Genomic DNA, 18,205 nt, shown 5'->3' on the forward strand with positions numbered 1-18,205 from the left:
AGCCCGCGGGAGAGATGACGGTCGCGCAGCTCAGGGATTGGCTGCGGCAGTGGGTGGCCGACGCCACCGGTCAGCCCGTCGCGCAGATCTCCGACGATCGTCCGATGGAGGAATTCGGTCTGTCCTCCCGCGACGCCGTCGCGTTGAGCGGAGAGATCGAGGAACTGGTCGGCGTCACGCTGACGGCGACGGTCGCGTATCAGCATCCGACGATCGCGTCGCTCGCCACGCGCATCATCGAGGGTGAGCCCGAGTCCGAGAGCGGCACCACCGACGACTCGTTCTACCTGTCGGCACCGGCGGGCGATTCCCACGACATCGCGATCGTCGGCGTCTCGACGCGGTTCCCCGGAGCGGGACACACGCCGGACGAGATGTGGGACATGCTCTCGGCCGGGCGAGACGGCATCACCGATCTCCCCGAGGGCCGGTGGTCGGAGTTCCTCGGCGACCGCCGCATCGCGGAGGCCGTCGAGGAGACCGTGACCAAGGGCGGGTACCTCGACGACGTCAAATCCTTCGATGCCGAGTTCTTCGCGATGTCGCCGCGCGAAGCTGCCAACGTCGACCCGCAGCAGCGCCTGGCGCTCGAACTGACGTGGGAAGCGCTCGAGGACGCTCGTATCCCCGCGAACGAGCTCAAGGGCACGCAGGTCGGTGTCTTCATCGGAACGTCGACCAACGACTACCAGATGATCGCCGTCAGCGATCCCGACCCGCATCCGTACGCACTCACCGGAACGTCGACTGCCGTCGTCGCCGGCCGCGTGTCGTACTACTACGACTTCCGTGGTCCGTCCGTCGCCCTCGACACCGCGTGCTCGTCGTCGCTCGTCGCCGTGCACCAGGCTGTGCGAAGCCTCCGCAGTGGAGAGTCCACGCTCGCGCTGGCGGGCGGCGTCAACATGATCCTCTCGCCCGCAGCGACACTCGGCTTCGGTCAGACCGGTGTGCTCGCCCCGAACGGCAAGATCAAGGCCTTCTCGTCCGACGCCGACGGCATGATCCGATCCGAGGGCGGTGGACTGGTCGTCCTCAAGCGCCTCGAGGACGCGGAGCGTGACGGGGACACCGTGCTCGCCGTCATCGCCGGCAGCGCGGTCAACCAGGACGGCCGATCCAACGGTCTTGCAGCCCCCAACCCCGATGCCCAGGCGGACGTCCTGCGGACCGCGTATCGCGACGCGGGAATCGTTCCCTCGACGGTCGACTACATCGAGGCGCACGGCACCGGAACCATCCTCGGCGACCCCATCGAGGCGGACGCCCTCGGTCGCGTGGTCGGGCGTGGACGCGACGCGGACAAGCCGGCGCTTCTGGGTTCCGCGAAGACCAACTTCGGCCACCTCGAGAGCGCTGCGGGCGCGGCCGGTCTGATCAAGGTGGTTCTCGCGCTGCGCGAGAACCAGGTGCCGCCCTCACTGAACTACGTGGGCCCCAACCCGTACATCCCGTTCGACGCCGCGCGTCTGCGCGTGGTCGACACCGCGACGGAGTGGCCCCGCTACTCGGGTGCCGCCATCGCCGGTATCTCGGGCTTCGGCTTCGGCGGTACCAACGCCCACGTCGTCGTGCGCGAGTACGTACCGGGTGCGGTCGCGGATGCGGGTACCGAGCCCGAATTCGACGCCTCGTCCGTCGATCCCGAGGCGCTGGTCGGCGAGCCCGTCGGTGTGCCGGAGGAAACCGAGGCCGAGATCGAGCAGGTACTGGCGAGCATCCCGGACCACGACATCGATCCCGAACCCGCCGCTCCGGTCCTGCTGGCCGTCTCCGCGAGCATGCCGTCACGACGTCGTCGCGCGGCGGCCGATCTGGCCGACTGGCTCGAGTCCGAGGTCGGCAGCACAACGCCCCTCGACGCCGTCGGTCGCTCGTTGTCCCGCCGCAATCACGGTCGCTCCCGCGCGGTCGTGATCGCCACGACGCGTGCGGAGGCCGTCACCGGACTGCGCGCCGTTGCCAACGGCAAGCCGGGACCCGGCGTGTTCAGCTCCGATTCCCCCGCATCCAACGGACCTGTGTGGGTGTTCTCCGGGTTCGGTGCGCAGCATCGCAAGATGGCGAAGGAGTTCTACGCGGCCGAGCCGATCTTCGCCGAGGCGTTGGACCGCGTCGACACGCTGATCGAGGACGAGTCCGGATACTCCATCCGCGCGATCGTCGAGGACGACGCGCTGACGTACGACTTCGAGAACTCGCAGGTCGGAATCTTCGCCATCCAGGTGGCGCTGGTGGAGACCCTGCGCGCCTACGGTGCGACACCGACGGCAGTGGTGGGGCATTCGATGGGCGAGGTCGCCGCCGCGTATGCCGCGGGCGGTCTCGGCCTCGAGGATGCCGTGCGCATCATCGTCGCCCGCTCTCGTCTGCTGGGCGAAGGTCAGGAAGGTCTCGGTGACGCGGCAGCCGGCGCGATGGCGCTGGTCGAGTTCTCCGCCGCCGAGGTCGCAGAGCTGGCCGACAGATTCCCCGGCGTCGAGCCCAGTGTGTACGCCGCCCCGACACACACGACCGTCGGCGGACCGGCGGAACCGGTGCAGAAGTTGGTCGAGTACGCGGAGTCCCTCGGCAAGATGGGCCGCGTCCTGGACGTCAAGGGTGCAGGCCACACCTCCGCGGTCGATCCTCTCCTCGGAGAGCTCGCCGCGGAACTGATGGGCATCGAACCGCATCCGCTCGCGGTGTCGGTGTTCTCGTCGGTGGACAAGGACGCGTTCTACCGCGCCGGCCACGAGGCCGTGCACGGCGTCGACTACTGGACGAAGGGGATGCGCCACCCGGTGTGGTTCACCCAGGCCGTCAAGCAGGCGGTCGACGCCGGCTACACCACGTTCGTCGAGCTGTCGCCGAATCCCGTGGCCCTCATGTCGATCGCAGCGACCGCTTGGGCGACGGGAGTTCCCGACGCCACGCTGGTCGCCACACTCAAGCGCAAGGAGAGCGAGGCGGCAACGTTCCTCGCTGCACTCGCGGAGCTGTACGTCCACGGCCACGCCGTGTCGTTGGCCTCTTTGTTCGACGACGGTGAATACGCCGAGATCCCGCGGACGTCCTTCGTACGCAAGCATCACTGGATCGACACTGCCGTGCATCTCGGTGGATCCGGCTCGGCCGGTACCCGGGTCGCGCTTCCCGACGGTCGGTTCGTCTGGGAGACACCGGTGTCCGGTATCTCCAGCATCGGCGACCTGGTGTCCGTGCTCGCGGGAGACGTCCTCGGTGACGTCACCGTCGGTGCCGTCGTGGCGCAGCGCGCCGTGCCGGCCACGGGAACACTCACCACCACGCTCACCCCGCACCCCGGTGGTGCATCTCTGCAGGTGCACTGGAACGACGGCAGCACGTTCCACGCTGTCGCCGACGCTGTCGTCACGGGGTCGGGTGTCACGGGATCCGCTGCGGCCGAAAGCTTGTCGGCGGACCGAGTCGAGGAACCGTTCGTCGAGGAGGAGCCGGAGGTCGTCGACGACTTCGGTGACCGCTGGGATCCGAACGGTACGCAGACGATGGAAGACCGCCTGGCGATCGTCGTCGCGGAATCCATGGGCTACTCGCCGGAGGATCTCCCCGCGGAGATCCCGCTCATCGAGCTCGGTCTCGATTCGTTGATGGCTGTCCGCATCAAGAATCGCGTCGAATTCGAGTTCGACATTCCGCAGGTGCAGTTGCAGGCCGTGCGGGACGCGAGTCTGCGTGAGGTGGAGAAGTACCTGCGCTACGCGCTCGAGAACCGTGAGGAGGTCGCCGCCCTCGCCGAGGCGCAGGAACGCGATCGACTCGCCGAGCAGACCGCCACGGTGGACGCGGAAGAGCCTGTCGCACAGCCCGACCCGGTCGTAGCAGAGCCCGAGCCGCAGGCAGTCGAGCAGCCTGCTCCGACGGCCGCGGCAGCGTTCGAGGCGCCGACCGACGTGAGCGACGCCCAGTCGTTCGCCGAGGCCACCGGGACCGACGTCGCTCCTCGTGACGCCGCCGAGCGCCTGACGTTCGCCACCTGGGCCGTCGTGACCGGACAGTCGGCGAAGGGCATCTTCAACACCCTTCCGGTGCTCGACGATCCGACGGCCGAAAAGCTCGCGGCGCGGCTCAGCGAACGGTCGAAGGGCGAGATCACGTTCGACGACATCCTCGACTCGGAGACCATCGAGCAGCTCGCCGACGTGGTCCGTCCCTTCCTCGAGTCCGGTGACGTGACCGGACTGGTGCGCACGCTGCGGGCCCGTCCGGAAGGCTCGACGGCCGTGCCGGTCTTCGTGTTCCACCCGGCCGGCAGCTCCTGCGTCGTCTACGAACCGCTGCTCAAGAGGCTGTCCGCGGACACCCCGATGTACGGCCTCGAGCGCACCGAGGGTCCGATCGAGGACCGGGCGCGCGCGTACCTTCCACTCCTGCGGGAGATCCAGGGCGACGGTCCCTACGTCCTCATCGGCTGGTCGCTGGGCGGCGTGCTGTCCTACGCGGTGGCGGCGCTCCTCCGCGAGGAAGGTGCGGACGTCCGGTACGTCGGCCTCATCGACACGGTCATGCCGTTCGAGCCGATCCCGGACACACCCGAGGAGATCCAGCTGCGCTGGAAGCGGTACGCGCAGGTCGGAAAGAAGCTGTACAACGTCGACTACCCGCTGCCCTACGAGAAGTTGGCGGCGGCGGACGACGACGGTCAGATCAAGATCATCATGGACATGGTCAAGATGAGCAGCGCGAAGATCCCGAGCGGCATCATCGAGCACCAGCGCACGTCGTGGTTGGACAACCGCGCGATCCAGACCGCCCAGCCCGGGCGCTACGACGGGGACGTCACGCTGTACATGGCGGACAAGTACCACGACGACGCCATCGCGCTCGAGCCCCGACTGGGAAAGCGTGAGCCGCACGGTGGGTGGGGCCCGTACGCTCCGAACCTGGACATCGTCCACATCGGCGGTGACCACCTCGCAGTGATCGACGAGCCGTACATCTCGGCGATCGGTGCGGATCTCCAGAGCAAGATGGAGAAGATTTCGGCGTCGATCACGCCGAAGGGAAGCGAGTCGCACACGTGACATCCACGACTGCCGCCAAACTGGCCGAGCTCCGCGAGAAGCTCGAGGTCGCCCGCGAACCCGCGGGTGACGTCGCCGTCGCCAAGCGTGCCAAGAAGGGGATCCCCAGCGCTCGCGAGCGCATCGACATGCTGCTCGATCCGGGTTCCTTCGTGGAGATCGGCGCGCTCGTCCGTGCGCCCGGTAACCAGGACTCGCTGTACGGCGACGGAGTCGTGACAGGTCACGGGACCGTCGACGGACGACCGATCGCGGTGTTCTCGCACGATCAGACCGTGTTCGGCGGCACCGTCGGAGAGATGTTCGGCCGCAAGGTCGCTCACATCATGGAGTTCGCAGCCGACATCGGCTGCCCGTGCGTGGGCATCAACGACTCGGGCGGCGCCCGCGTGCAGGACGCGGTGACATCGCTCGCCTGGTACGCGGAGCTCGGTCGCCGCCAGGAACCGCTGTCGGGAATGTGCCCGCAGATCTCGGTGATCCTGGGCAAGTGCGCCGGCGGCGCCGTCTACGCACCCATCAACACCGACATCATCGTGGCCACCGAAGAGGCCTACATGTTCGTCACCGGGCCGGACGTCATCAAGTCCGTCACCGGGGAGGAGGTCAGCCTCCACGATCTGGGAAGTGCACGGAAGCAGGCCGAGTACGGCAACGTCCACCACGTGGCCGCCGACGAGAAGGCCGCTTTCGAGTGGGTGCGGAAGTACCTGTCCTACCTCCCGTCGAACTGCCACGAGCAGCCGCCGGTGATCAACCCCGGCCTCGAGCCGACGATCACCGACGACGATCGTTCGCTCGACGTGTTCATGCCGGACTCGGACAACGCCGGTTACGACATGCACGAGATCCTGCTGCGCATCTTCGACGACGGTGACTTCCACGAGCTCACCGCGCAGACGGCGTCCAACATCATCGTCGGCTTCTCGCGTGTCGACGGTCGTCCGGTGGGTGTCGTGGCGAATCAGCCCATGCACCTCAGTGGCGCCCTGGATGCGGCGAGCAGTGACAAGGCGTCGCACTTCATCAACATCTGCAACGCGTTCGAGATCCCGCTCGTCCTGGTCACGGACACACCGGGTTTCATGCCCGGCCTCGAGCAGGAGAAGATCGGCGTCATCAAGCGCGGCGGCCGGTTCATCTTCTCGTACGTGTGCGCGACGGTCCCGAAGGTCACCGTCGTGATCCGCAAGTCCTACGGCGGTGGATACGCGGTGATGGGGTCCAAGCAACTCGGTGCCGACATCAACTTCGCGTGGCCCACGGCCCGCATCGCGGTGATGGGCGCCGAGGGTGCGGTCAGCATCATGGCGCGCAAGCAGCTCGCCGAGGCGGGGGACAATGCGCCGGCCATCCGTCAGGGCTTCATCGACTTCTACAACGAACACGTCGCCACGCCGTGGATCGCCGCCGAGCGTGGGTACATCGACGCCGTCATCGAGCCGTCGAGCACCCGCCTCGAGATCCGCAAGGCGCTGCACATCCTGCGGGACAAGACGAAGGAACGTCGCCCCCGTAAGCAGCACCTCTTCCCGATCTAGCCGGCCCCGTCCGATCCGGTCACGGTGACCGCCCGGTCCGTTATGGTGCACCCATGACACGGACGGTCACCGTTCTCGCCGTCATCGGCGGTGTCGTCCTGGTGGGCGTCGCGGCGACTGCCGTGGTCCTGGGGGTGCGGTCCACCACCGAATCGCGGGACGACGAGTTGTTCCAGAACTCTCTCTCCTCGTTCTACGAGACACCCGACGACGCTCCGGCGCCGGGTGAGCTGGTCCGGGTCGAACCGATCTCGGACCTCGACGTTCCCGGTGGCACGGCGTATCGGATGCTGTACGGCACCAACGCTCCGGACGGCGCGGCCGCGGTGTCGTCGGGGATGCTCATCGTTCCCGACGCCCCCGCTCCTCCCGGTGGCCGCCCCGTACTCGCTTGGGCGCACGGCACTCTGGGGTTCGGCGACGAGTGCACACCGTCCCGTCGCTATCGACCGACGCTCGACGACCTCGACTTCGGTAGTTGGCTGCCGTCCGTCATGGACCGAGGCTGGGTGGTGGCTGCGACGGATTACACCGGCATCGGCACCGCAGGAGATCCGTACTACCTGATCGCGAAGAGCGAAGCGCAGGACGTCATCGACTCGGTTCGGGCCGCGCGTAACTACCCGGACGCGGAGGCGAGTTCGACGTACGTGACGTTCGGCCACTCGCAGGGTGGCCATGCGTCGATGTCCGCGGCCATGTACGCCGATCTGGCGCCCGAACTCCGGCTGGTCGGCGCCGCGGCTGCTGCTCCCGCCGCCTTGTTGGGTCCGTTGTTCACCGAGCAGTACGACCAGTTCGTGGCCTGGGGTATCGGGCCGAGTGTCGCGGTCTCGTGGCCCGTGGTCTACCCCGATCTGCCCCTGGACGGCGTGCTGAGCTCGTCGGCGATGTCCCGGTACGCCGACCTCGGCCAGGGCTGCATCACGCAGGAGTTGGGGAAGCTGCTGCTCGAACGTGCCGAGGGCCGGCAGTTCTTCGCGTCCGACCCGATGACGAATCCGCAGTGGGTGGCGGCGGTGGCCGACCAGACGATCGACGTGAGTCGGATCGGTGTGCCCACCTTCGTCGTCCAGAGCTTGTCGGACGTCATCGTGCTGCCGAACACCACAGCCCTGCTGTCGGACGAGTTCTGTGCGGCAGCGTCACCGACGTACGACATGTCCTGGCTGGGACAGACGACGCACCAGGACACCGCCAAGGTCGGCGGTCTGCTGGCGGTCGACTGGATCCAGGACCGGTTCGACGGGGTGGCGGCGCCGAACTCGTGCGCGCATCCACTCCCGATTGCGCCCGCCGATCCGGGTCAGTAGACCCGCAGAGTCCCCGGCGACCACAGTCCGCTGCGCGTCTGCTTCGTGACGTCCACCGACGCCGCGCTCGCGCTGCGGTCGAACTTGTCGTAACGCTCGAGCGAGCCCCAGTCCCGGCCCCAGTCGTGGTTCAGGTAGGTCGGGACGGTGGTGGGTGACGCCAGCATCTCGGTGAAGCCCAGCGGCCCGCCGTTCTCGGCGGCCTGCCACGTGTCCGTGGACGACACGGCCAGTCCGCGGTCCGGGAGGATGCGGAAGTTGGGGACCTCGGCGACACCGTCCAGATGGTCGAACGGGCGCTGGCACGGGAACTGCAGGCCCACGGCCCAGTCGAGCAGAACCGGTTGCGTCGTGCCGATCTCGTCCTGCAGGGACTTGACGACGGGAACGCGTGGTGGGGTGAACGCCAGCCACTGGTCACCGGTCAGGTTGGGATCGTTGGCGACGACTCGCACGGCATCGGCGTCGGGCGAGAGTTCGTCCAGTGGGATGCGTAGGTTCCGCCACGACGGTGCGGGGCCGATGTCCTTGGGTAGGTAGTCTCCCTGAACCTGGACGGTGCCGTCCGGCTGACGCTTGCCGTACTCGACGCGCAAGGACTGCCCGTACGTGTTCTCACCGGTCTCGATGTTCTCGGACCAGATGCGGCCGGCTGCGGTGACGACGACCAGTGGTGCGTCGTCGCTGCGTGCGGGGAGGCCGTACCAGCTCGAGGTGGCGTAGGCCGGTGTCTGTACGCCTGCCTGGTAGGAGCCGAGGACGGGTGTCGTGGCGGGGTCGAGCCCGAATGGCAGCTTCGCGGTGGAGCCGTTGATGCCCGCGGCGCCGACGCCTCCGGCAGTGCCGGACGACTGACCTTCCTCGAACGATGCGCCGACGGACTGCTGATCCGTATTGCCCTGTCCCGGTTTGACTTCCACCGCATCGGCGCTGAGGTCGGTGGGAATACCGTTGGGAGTGAAGCCGACCGGCTCAGCTCCGCCCAGAGGACCGGTCGCGGTGTCGACGGGACCCGGCAGCGCCGTGAGGACACCGGCATTGGGATCGGACTCGACCAGGACGTCCCGGGCGAGCCCGCAGCTGTTACCGGCCAGGGCCTGGACGTTGGAGCGCCCCAACGAGTACGCGGGGTACTGGGAGACGGCGCCCTTGAGGAGCGACAGGATCTCGAACAGGACCAGGAGACCCGCGACCACGGTCAGCGGTGCGGCGGCGAACTTGCGGATGCGACGTCCGCGCTCGCTACCCGCCCGCGGCTGCGGTGCCGCGAATCCCTCACGGAGGTAGTGCCATGCCGCGAGAGCGACGGCGCAGAAGAACAGGACGAGCAGCACGGTGTTCGACTGGATGCCCTTGATCGACACCACCTTGTCGAACCACGGCACGCCGTAGCTCGAGACGTACCAGTACCCGTTGATGCCCGAGAAGGACAGGGCGAGAACGAAGGCGAGGCCGACGACGAAGACGGTCCGGTTGCGCCGGGACCGCAGGGCGCTGGCCGAGACTGCGACCGCCGTCAGCGCTGCCAATGATCCGGCGATGCCGGCGTACACCCCGAAGTGGTGAGTCCACTTGGTGGGGTTGAACATCATGAAGAAGATGGTGCCGAACACGACGCCGATGAGTCGCCACGCAGGTCCGGACGGAACGCCGGGAATCCGCTTGCGGCGAAGAAGGACGAACACGGTGGTGAAGAGGCACAGGAGCATCGTCAGGAACGCGAAGCGGCGTGCGACCGATCCGTCGACGGTCTGGACGAAGAGGTAGTAGTACCGCAGGAAGTCGTTGTACCAGGGCAGGTTCGGACCGATCAGCGTGCGCACACGGGTCGATTCCTGCACCGCCGCGAACGTCTGATCTCCGTAGACCACGATGAGCACCAGGACTCCGGCACTGGCCAACGGTGCGAGCAGCGGAAGCGTTCCCACCATGCGGTGGCGTTTGACGACGATGCGCACCAGCGGCCTGATGCCGGTCAGGATGGCTGCGACACACATCAGGCCCGTCGGGGCCGCAGCGAGTGTGAACGCGCCGATCAGGGCGGCCATGGCCGCGGGGAGCAGTCGTCCGGTCGCGATGGCCCGCTCGACGGAGCACCAGGTGAGCAGGGCGCCGAGGGCGACGACGGGTTCGGGACGGAGACCGTTGTTGTACGGGAGCCAGAACGCGAGGAAGACCAGGCCGCCGGTCCAGACGGCGACCGAGTTGATGCGTACTGCGCGACCGAGGCGGGGAACGACCTCGCGGCTGATGACCAACCAGCACAGGATGCCGGCGATCAGCGCGGGTAGGCGCATCCACGGACTCGCTGTCGAGATCTTCGCGAAGGCGGCGAGCACGTCGTAGTACCAGCCGAAGGGAGCCTCGGGGACGCCGAACCACCGGAAGTAGTTGGCCATGTACCCGGCGTTCTCCGACACCCTGGCCATGGTCAGCAGGTAGCCGTCGTCCGCGGTGTTCGCGCCGAAGAAGTGCCAGCCCGCGAGTGCGCCGACGACGACGGCGTCGATGCCGGTGACCTTCCACCAGTGCGCGGGGAAGAAGCGGCGGTGCGTGCGTCCGTCGGTGCCGTCGAGTCGGGCGAGTGCGCCGAGCGCGAGTGCCGTGCACGCGATCGCACCGATCATGGCGAGGAGCTTGAGAATCGTCGGTGACGACGAGAAGCGTGAGTCGACGGCGATCGACACCTCGAGGCCCGGGTACTGCGACGCCGAGCCCGACAGGTCCGAGAAGACACCGACGACCTGCGGCCGCAGATCTCCGGGGAGCTCGCCGGCGCGCGGATTGCCCTGGGGGTCCACCAGGCCGTCGAACGACGCGGATGTCGCGTCGATGGTGGAGGAGAACGTGATGGCCTGGCAGGCGCTGGACCGGAACTCCGACCGAGGTGCCGACGCGATGACGACGTTGCGGTCCAACACGTCCACCGAGTCGGCGCCGACCCGTACGAACATGGCGTTCAGCGCGGCTCCGTCGCCCTGTGGGGGCGCGGTGGACAGCAGGATGCCGCCGGCCTCGGGAACGGCCGCGACGGCCTCGCACGGGATCGAGACGGTGATGGACACCGGCACCTGGGACATCAGGGGCGCATCGACGCTGTCGACGGTTCCGTTCTGTGGCCACGAGATGACGGCGTCGTCCTGGGTCACCGGCAGGAACGGCGTGAGGATCGCGAACAGAACACCGAGAACTCCCGTCACCACGGCGACGAGGCGCGTGGTGCGGTACTGCTGTCGGACGTCCACCGAGCGCTCCGAGCCGGCAGGCGTCGGAGCGGTCGGCTGTGAGGTGAGGGCGTCGGGCACGGCTCCCGATGTTATGCGACCGTGATCCCGGCGCTGCACTCGCTGGTTACTTACTGGTACTTGATGTGCCCGGGCGACCAGATGCCCGAACGGGACGACGTGGTCACCTCGGGCTGGACCTCGACCGCGCCGGGATCGAGCGGGGTGTACCGCTCGAGGGATCCCCAGTCCCGGCGCAGATCTCCCGAGAGATACGTCGGCAGGGTTTCGGCGCCGAGAACGAGACCGGTCCATCCCAACGGCCCGCCGCCGACGTCGTCCTGCCACGCGTTGGTGGATTCCGCACCGTTGCGGTCGGGGAGGATCCGCCATTCTGGCAGCTCGGCCACGCCGTACCGGTGGTCGAACGGACGTTGACACGGGAAGGCGAGGCCGACGGACCAGTCCAACAGCACCGGAGCGGTGGACCCGACGACGTCGTTCAGCACCGTCGTCCGGGGCGCACGAGGCGGAGTGACGGCGAGCCACTGGTCTCCGGCGAGATCGTCGTCGGAGGCCACGAGCCGCACGGCGTTCGCCTCGGCGGGAACGCCGTCCAGCGGGACTCGCAGGTTGCGCCACGACGGCTGCGGTCCGATGTCGATGGGGGAGACCCCGCCCAAGACCTGCTCGGTTCCGTCCGCGGCGACGGTGGCGTACTCGACGTCGAGGGTCTGTCCGGGCGTCACGATGCCGTCGGCGTCCACGGAGCGGATGCGGCCGGCGGCGGTGACGGCCAGGAAGTCTCGCTGGTCGGCGTCGGGCAGCGAGTACCAGCCCGACGTGAGACGGGCCGGCGCAGCATCGCCCGAACCGAAGGAGCCGAGCACCGGGGTGGTGGCGGGGTCCAGGCCGAAGGGCAACGCGATACGGGATCCGTTGACGCCGGCTCCGGCCGTGGTGCCGCCTCCGGTTCCGGCGGAACTGGTGGTGGCGCTCTGACTGGTGTCCGACGGGTCGACCGAGTTGGCGCCGCCCGTGGTCGCGGAGTCCTCGCGGTCGGCGCTGAGGTCGCGCGCGACACCGTCGGGGCTGAACCCGACGCTGTCGGTACCGGCGAGCGGGTCGTCGCCCTGGTTCGGCAGCGGCTGCAGCATCGACGCGTTCGGGTCGGTCTCGACCAGGACGTCGCGGGCGAGTCCGCACGACTCGCCGAGAACGGAATTCACGTTGGACCGGGCGACGGAGTACGCGGGGTACTGGGCCACCGCACCCTTGAGCAGGGACAGCACCTCGAAGAGCACGACCAGGCCGGCGACGACCGTCAGGGACGATCCGCTGAACTTTCTGGTCCGTCGGGTCTCCGCGGCGACGAAGGGTGCTCGGAAGTGCTGCCAGGCGGCGTAGGCGAGCGTCAGGACCGTCAGGCCCAGCAGCAGCGTCGCGAACCCCTTGCCGGCGATGGACGGCGGCTTGTCGAACCACGGCACGCCGTAGCTCGAGACGTACCACCACCCGTTCGATCCGGTGAAGGCGAGCGAGGTGAGGAACAGGACCGCCGCCGTGAACAGCGTGCGGTTGCGCGGGGACCGTTCGGTCGCCGAGATCACCGCGACTGCGGCAAGGGCAGCCAGCGAACCGGCCAGGCCCGCGTACACACCGAAGTGGTGGGTCCACTTGGTCGGGGTGAACATCATGAGGGCGAGAGCGCCGGCGACGATGCCGAGGATGCGCCGGGACGGACCCAGCGACGTTCCCGGGATGCGGCCTCCGCGGCGCAGCATGACGACCAGGCAGGTCACCAGGCAGAGGAGCATCGCGAACACCGCGAAACGTCTGGCCAGTGATCCGTCCGGCGAGATGTTCAGCAGCGCGTCCCAGCGGTAGCGCTCGTCGAACCACTTGACGTTGGGTCCCACCGCCGACCGCACACGGGTCGCCTCGAGCACCGAGGCGACGGTCTGATCGGCGAAGACGGCGAACAGCACCACCGTCCCGGCAGCCAGGATCGGTGCGAGCAGTGCGGGCAGGCCCACGGCCTTGCGGCGACGCACGATGATCTGCAGGACGGGCCTCGACCCCGCCAGCAAAGCGGCGATAGCGATCAGTCCGGTCGGCCCGGCGGCCAACGAGAACGCCGCGATGACGACCGCGACCGCGGCCGGAAGCAGTCGACCTGTCGAGATGGCGCGCTCGATCGAGCACCACGTCAGCAGCGCGCCGAGCGCGATGACCGGCTCGGGACGCAGGCCGTTGTCGTAGGGCAACCAGAACGCCAGGAACACCAGACCCGCCGTCCACACGGCGACCGGGCGCGTCCGCACCGCGCGGCCCAGGCGCGGAATGACCTCCCGGCTGATGATCAACCAGCACAGAATCGCGGCGATCAGCGCGGGCAGCCTCATCCACGGGCTGGCGGTGGACACCTTGGCCAGCGCTGCGAGCGCGTCGTAGTACGGCATGCCGAACGGCGCCTCGGGGACACCGAACCAGCGGTAGTAGTTGGCCATGTACCCGGAGTGCTCGGACACCCTCGCCATGTTGAGCAGATAGCCGTCGTCCGAGGTGTTCGCACCGATGAAGTGCCAGAGAAGCAGCGTTCCCAGCACCACGACATCGATACCGGTGAGACGCAGCCAGTGCCGGGGGAAGAACCGGCGGGCGCGTCGTCCGTCCGCATCGTCAAGACGGTGCAGGGCGACCAGTGAGACGACGGCCAGAAGTCCGCCGAGGACGATCGCCAGCAGTTTGAGCGTGGAGGGTGACGACGAGAATCGGGAGTCGATGTCGACACGTACCGACAGGTCGGCGGGGGCCGCGCCGGTCAGCCCGCTGAAGATTCCGACGGTCTGCGGCCGCTGGTCGCCCGGGACGGTGCCGGTCAGCTCACCGACGGTGGCCGTGGTGGCCTCCGGTGTCGAGGACACGGTCAACTCGTCGCACGAGCGCACCGTCTCGGCAGGGACGGACAGCAGCAACTGATCCCGCAGGACGACGGAGACGGCGCCCGCGTCGTCGGTGCCGATCACGAGGCCGACGCGGCGGGCGTCCGGTGCCTGCGGTGCGACGGTGGACAGGACGACCGTGTCGGCGGGTGCGTCGGCCAGGACCCGGCACGGCACCGCGGCGGAGAGGGCGAGGGGGTTGTACGACACCAGGGGCGCTTCCACGCTGGTGAAGGACCCGTCCTGCGGCCACGTGAGCGACGCGGCGTCCTGCTCGACGGGGAGGAACGGGGCGAGGACTGCCAGAAGTGCGCCGAGCAGTCCGGTGACGACGGCGACGATTTTGATCCGGGCGAAGGCGGAGCGTCCGGGTACCGAGGGGGCCGGTGGTTCGATGGTCGAGTCGGCGAGGGTCTTCGGCACGCTCCGATGCTAGGCGACGAGGCGGACGAGACCAGAATCCGCTGACGGAGCGCAGGTGTACCGCGCCGTCATCGGACGTCCCACACGTAGGTCCCGTCGATGTCCGTGGCGCCCTGGCCCAGAAGGTCGTCGACGGTATCGCGCAGCTCGTCCTGGTGGTCCGTCGGCGGAACCATGACGACGTCCGCGTCCCAGAAGCTCAGGTCCTCGCGTGCCGTGGCGCGCTGCTGGTCCGAGAGGGTGGGGACGATGCCCGTGCGCCCGACGGTGCCCAGCAGCTTGGCCGTCGGACGGTCGATCGCGCCGTACTTCGCCTCCCCGTCGGCCATGCCGCTGGGTCCGACGAAGTAGCCGCCGGCGATGCGGTACTCGAGCCCGGTGGCCACCTGCCACCGCAGCGCCGCGGCAGTCCCGGGGTTCGGGACCGGGACGGTGAGGATGGAGCCCTGATCGACGTACTCACGCCAAATGCCGTCGGCGAGGAAGGCCGGGGTCTCACCGCGATCGGCCGTCGGCAGAGGGGTCGGTGCCAGCGGGACGAGCGCGAGGGAGAGCGCTCCGGTCCACACCACCGCGTGACGACGCGATCCGGGCCGCGTCAGGAGTTCGTCGGTGACCATCGCGAGCAACAGCGCCATCGCCGGTACCGCGGCGAGTACGAACCGCGTCTCGAGGACCGACTGCAGCAGCGGAAGACGGTCGAGGTACTCCCCGGGCAGCGTGATACCGGTCTCCGTCTCGTCGACGACCAGTTGCACACCCAGCGACATGACCATGAGGACGAGCACGGAAACGAACGCGGCGACGGCCACGGGGCGACGGCGCAGAACGACGGTCGCTGCGACGACGACGAGAAGCAGAGGGATGCCGAAGTAGGCGTTCTGTTCGGTCGGGTTCAGCGCGACGTCCTCCATGGGGAACGCCGCTCCCCACAGCGACTGCGGAGGGAACTGGATCAGCGAGACGAGGTCGTTGCCCGGCAGGTTGTGGTCCAGGTGCGTGTAGCTCTGGGCGCCCAGGAACTGCCACCAGAGAGGCACCGCGACGAGCACGGCCGTGAGGACTGCTGCTCCGAGGACGGGAAGCGCCGAGCGCGCGACCATCGCCCCCACCTCACGAGGTCGCTGCACCCCGTACAGAACCAGCAGCAGGAGTACCGCCACGGCGAAGATGAGCAGCGGTTCCTCGCCGAGGAGGACCTGCCAGGCGACCAGCAGTCCTAACACCACCGCGTTCCGACGCGGTCGCTCTCCCTCGGCGATGCGGAGCACCACGTAGAGGATGAAGGGGAGCACCCCCAGTACGACGAAGTTGGGGTGCGCGTTGGCGTGGGAGATCATGCCGGGCGCGAACCCGCAGATCAGGCCGCCGAGCCCGGCCGCTGCCCTGGACCGGACGACGGTGCGGGAGAACAGGAAGTACCACCCGAAAGCGGTAGTGGCGAGGCCGAGCGTGAGGGCCAGGGCGAACGTCGTGGACGCTCCGAATGCCAGCGTGATCGGGGTCAGCGGGACGGACAAACCGAGCATCGCGGTATTGGCCATCATGTTCACCCCGTCGGGGGCGTTCTGCAGATCCGTGAAGAACGGGTTCTCGAGGTGGGTGACCGACCGCGCGGTGACGGCGAAGAACCATTCCCACATGGTCTGGTCCTGGCCGCTGAACCGCAGGTACTCCGACCGCAGGTGCTGCCACTGGTTGTGGAGGATCAGGACGGACAGCGCCGTGTAGACCGCCGCGGCGAGGATATCGGGGCGCCGGGAAGTCTTCGGACTGGGCGAGCTCTCCGGCTCGGTGTCGACGGTCGTACCGGTCGTCATGTGCGCACCACGAGAACGAAGGGCCCGATCTCGCGGATCTCGAAGCGTGGATCGTCGAATAGTGACTCGGGGTAGGACACGGTGTAGCGGCGCACGTTGGGGTCGTTCGGGTAGACGTCCTCCGCGAGGCGCAAGGTGTACCCGTCGGCGCCGCGGCGGAACAGGAAAGCGTCCGGTGCGCGCCACGGCAGATCGTCCAGTGCACCGATGAGGGCGTCGCTGCTGTCCAGGTCGGCCCACGATTCGACGGCTGCGGCACGTGCCTGGAACTCGGCCAACGGGTTGGCGTAGTGCGAGGTGAGCCCCTGGAAACCGAAGTACGGGTAGTAGGCCAGGAACGTGGTGTCCGAGGTCAGCAGGACGGTGTCCGACCGCGGCTCGGGGCGGATCGACATCAGTGCCTCGTCGATCTCGGCGTAGTACGACACGGCGCTGGGGGGACGCTGATCCGCGCGAACGCCGTCACCGTCCGTATCCGTGTAGGCGACGGTGATCTCGTTCTGCAGGACGTGGGGGATGTCCTGAGCGAATGCGACGGCGCCCACCACGCCGACGGCGACGGACACGGTGCGCACCCGCGGCGACTCGCTCGCGATCAGGTACAAGGCGCGCGATCCGTCGACGACGCCGAACACACCTGCAGCGCCGAGGAGAAGGATGAGGACCGATTCCAACCGGAAGCCCAGAAGTGTCGTGCCCGCAACGGTGGCGAGCATCGACAGGAGCGACCATCCGTAGACCGAGACGACGCCGAGTCCCAAGGCCTGCGCACGACGGGAGTCCTTCGCTCGCACCACGATCCAGATCGTGCCCACCAGGCACAGTGCGCCGAGGAGAGTGAAGCGTGCCATGGGGAAGGGCAGTTCGGCGCCGGAATCGGGCAGGTAGTGCAGCGCCGTACCGCTCGCGGCCGTGCTCCCTGTCAGCGAAGCCCGTAGATACGGCGCCCACACCACCAGGGCGAGAAGCCCGGCGATACCGGCGATGACGGCGAGCCGCAGAGCGGGATCGACGAGTGCGGTGAACGACCGCCGTTCGCGGTATCGCATCCCGGCGGAGACCGCCGCCATCACCACGACGGTGAACGCGGCGATGCCGAGATAGAGCGTGTACACGGTGGCGGCGACGCCCAGGAAGAGGCCGGTGCCGACGACCGCGCCCCACCCTGCCCGACGCGTCGACCCGGGACGATGCAGCGCACCCCACGCCAGGATCAGCACGGGCGGGATCATGATGGCGATGACGGCGCCGTACGCCTCGGGTGAGGCGTAGGCGACGGCCAGAGCGGTCACACTGAGAGCGACCAGCACGGCAAGATCGGCGCGAACGAGGCTGCGCCACAGTACGAGTGAGACCACTGCGGCCACGGCGAGCGACGCGATCGCGTACGGCTTGTACGCCTCCCACCCGTCCATGCCCAGGGCGTCGGCAACACGGCCGCCGACCCAGAACCACCCGGCCGGGTAGTACGGCGGCAGATCCGCGTACGTCATGTCCGCCAATGCGGGGGAGTCGGTCAACCGCGTCAGGTACTCGGTGCGGAACTCTTGATCGACCGAGATGCCGAAGAGGTAGAGCTTCGTCGCCGCGAGCGGCATGCCCAGGGTGACGGTGACGAAGCCCGACAACCCGACCCACGAGAGAAGCGTCGCCACCCGAGGTGCGCGCTGCGCGCGGATCATCAGCACCGACGCAGCGAGCACGGCGAGGGTAGCGACCTGCCCCACGGTTGCCACGGCGCGTGTGACGTTGGACGAGTTGAACGCCGGCCACTGCACCAGTGAGAACGCGACGAGACCTACAGCCGATACCAGCACTGCGACCACGGCGCCGAGAACCGCCTCGGCGAGAGTCGTCAGTGACGTTCGCGCCGGTGCTGTGGTCTGCACCGCCG

The 18,205-nt window shown here is 68.4% G+C and carries 7 protein-coding genes; 3 read left to right on the forward strand and 4 right to left on the reverse strand.

Features of this window, described 5'->3' with window-relative positions; genetic code table 11:
* Positions 1-14: 14 nt before the first annotated feature.
* From pks13 to AC0IX4_RS00100, 3 genes are read left to right on the forward strand one after another with little or no spacing between them, the layout of a single operon-like run.
* The gene (gene pks13, locus AC0IX4_RS00090; RefSeq protein WP_471828315.1) at positions 15-5,045 is read left to right on the forward strand and encodes a polyketide synthase Pks13; all 5,031 of its coding nucleotides are present in this window, start codon (positions 15-17) and stop codon (positions 5,043-5,045) included.
* Positions 5,042-6,586, forward strand: coding sequence for an acyl-CoA carboxylase subunit beta (locus tag AC0IX4_RS00095; protein ID WP_042575094.1), 1,545 nt, complete (start codon positions 5,042-5,044; stop codon positions 6,584-6,586). Before pks13 ends, AC0IX4_RS00095 begins: the two co-directional genes overlap by 4 nt.
* Before the next feature lie 53 nt (positions 6,587-6,639).
* Positions 6,640-7,899, forward strand: a complete 1,260-nt coding sequence (locus AC0IX4_RS00100) for a lipase family protein (RefSeq protein WP_471827626.1) — start codon at positions 6,640-6,642, stop codon at positions 7,897-7,899.
* On the opposite strand, the gene AC0IX4_RS00105 is transcribed toward AC0IX4_RS00100, so the two are convergent.
* From AC0IX4_RS00105 to AC0IX4_RS00120, 4 genes are all read right to left on the reverse strand, one after another.
* Positions 7,893-11,204 carry an arabinosyltransferase domain-containing protein gene (locus tag AC0IX4_RS00105; RefSeq protein ID WP_471827627.1) on the reverse strand — a complete coding sequence of 1,104 codons (3,312 nt, stop codon included), beginning with the start codon at positions 11,202-11,204 and terminating at the stop codon, positions 7,893-7,895. The two genes, AC0IX4_RS00100 and AC0IX4_RS00105, sit on opposite strands and share 7 nt — an antisense overlap.
* Before the next feature lie 50 nt (positions 11,205-11,254).
* A complete protein-coding gene (locus AC0IX4_RS00110) occupies positions 11,255-14,491 on the reverse strand; it encodes an arabinosyltransferase domain-containing protein (protein WP_471827628.1) in 3,237 nt (1,078 codons plus the stop codon).
* A 68-nt stretch (positions 14,492-14,559) separates the two neighbouring features.
* The gene (locus AC0IX4_RS00115; protein WP_471827629.1) at positions 14,560-16,311 is read right to left on the reverse strand and encodes a 6-pyruvoyl-tetrahydropterin synthase-related protein; all 1,752 of its coding nucleotides are present in this window, start codon (positions 16,309-16,311) and stop codon (positions 14,560-14,562) included.
* Positions 16,308-18,200 carry a galactan 5-O-arabinofuranosyltransferase gene (locus AC0IX4_RS00120; protein ID WP_471827630.1) on the reverse strand — a complete coding sequence of 631 codons (1,893 nt, stop codon included), beginning with the start codon at positions 18,198-18,200 and terminating at the stop codon, positions 16,308-16,310. Before AC0IX4_RS00120 ends, AC0IX4_RS00115 begins: the two co-directional genes overlap by 4 nt.
* Between the last annotated feature and the right edge of the window lie 5 nt (positions 18,201-18,205).

Source organism: Rhodococcus sp. AC861 (assembly GCF_979256035.1).

Bases quoted from the DNA above. Each gene is read 5' to 3' on its own strand.
- pks13 (WP_471828315.1), top strand. From the start codon at position 15: ATGACGGTCGCGCAGCTCAGGGATTGGCTGCGGCAGTGGGTGGCCGAC.
- AC0IX4_RS00100 (WP_471827626.1), top strand. From the start codon at position 6,640: ATGACACGGACGGTCACCGTTCTCGCCGTCATCGGCGGTGTCGTCCTG.
- AC0IX4_RS00115 (WP_471827629.1), bottom strand. From the start codon at position 16,311: ATGACGACCGGTACGACCGTCGACACCGAGCCGGAGAGCTCGCCCAGT.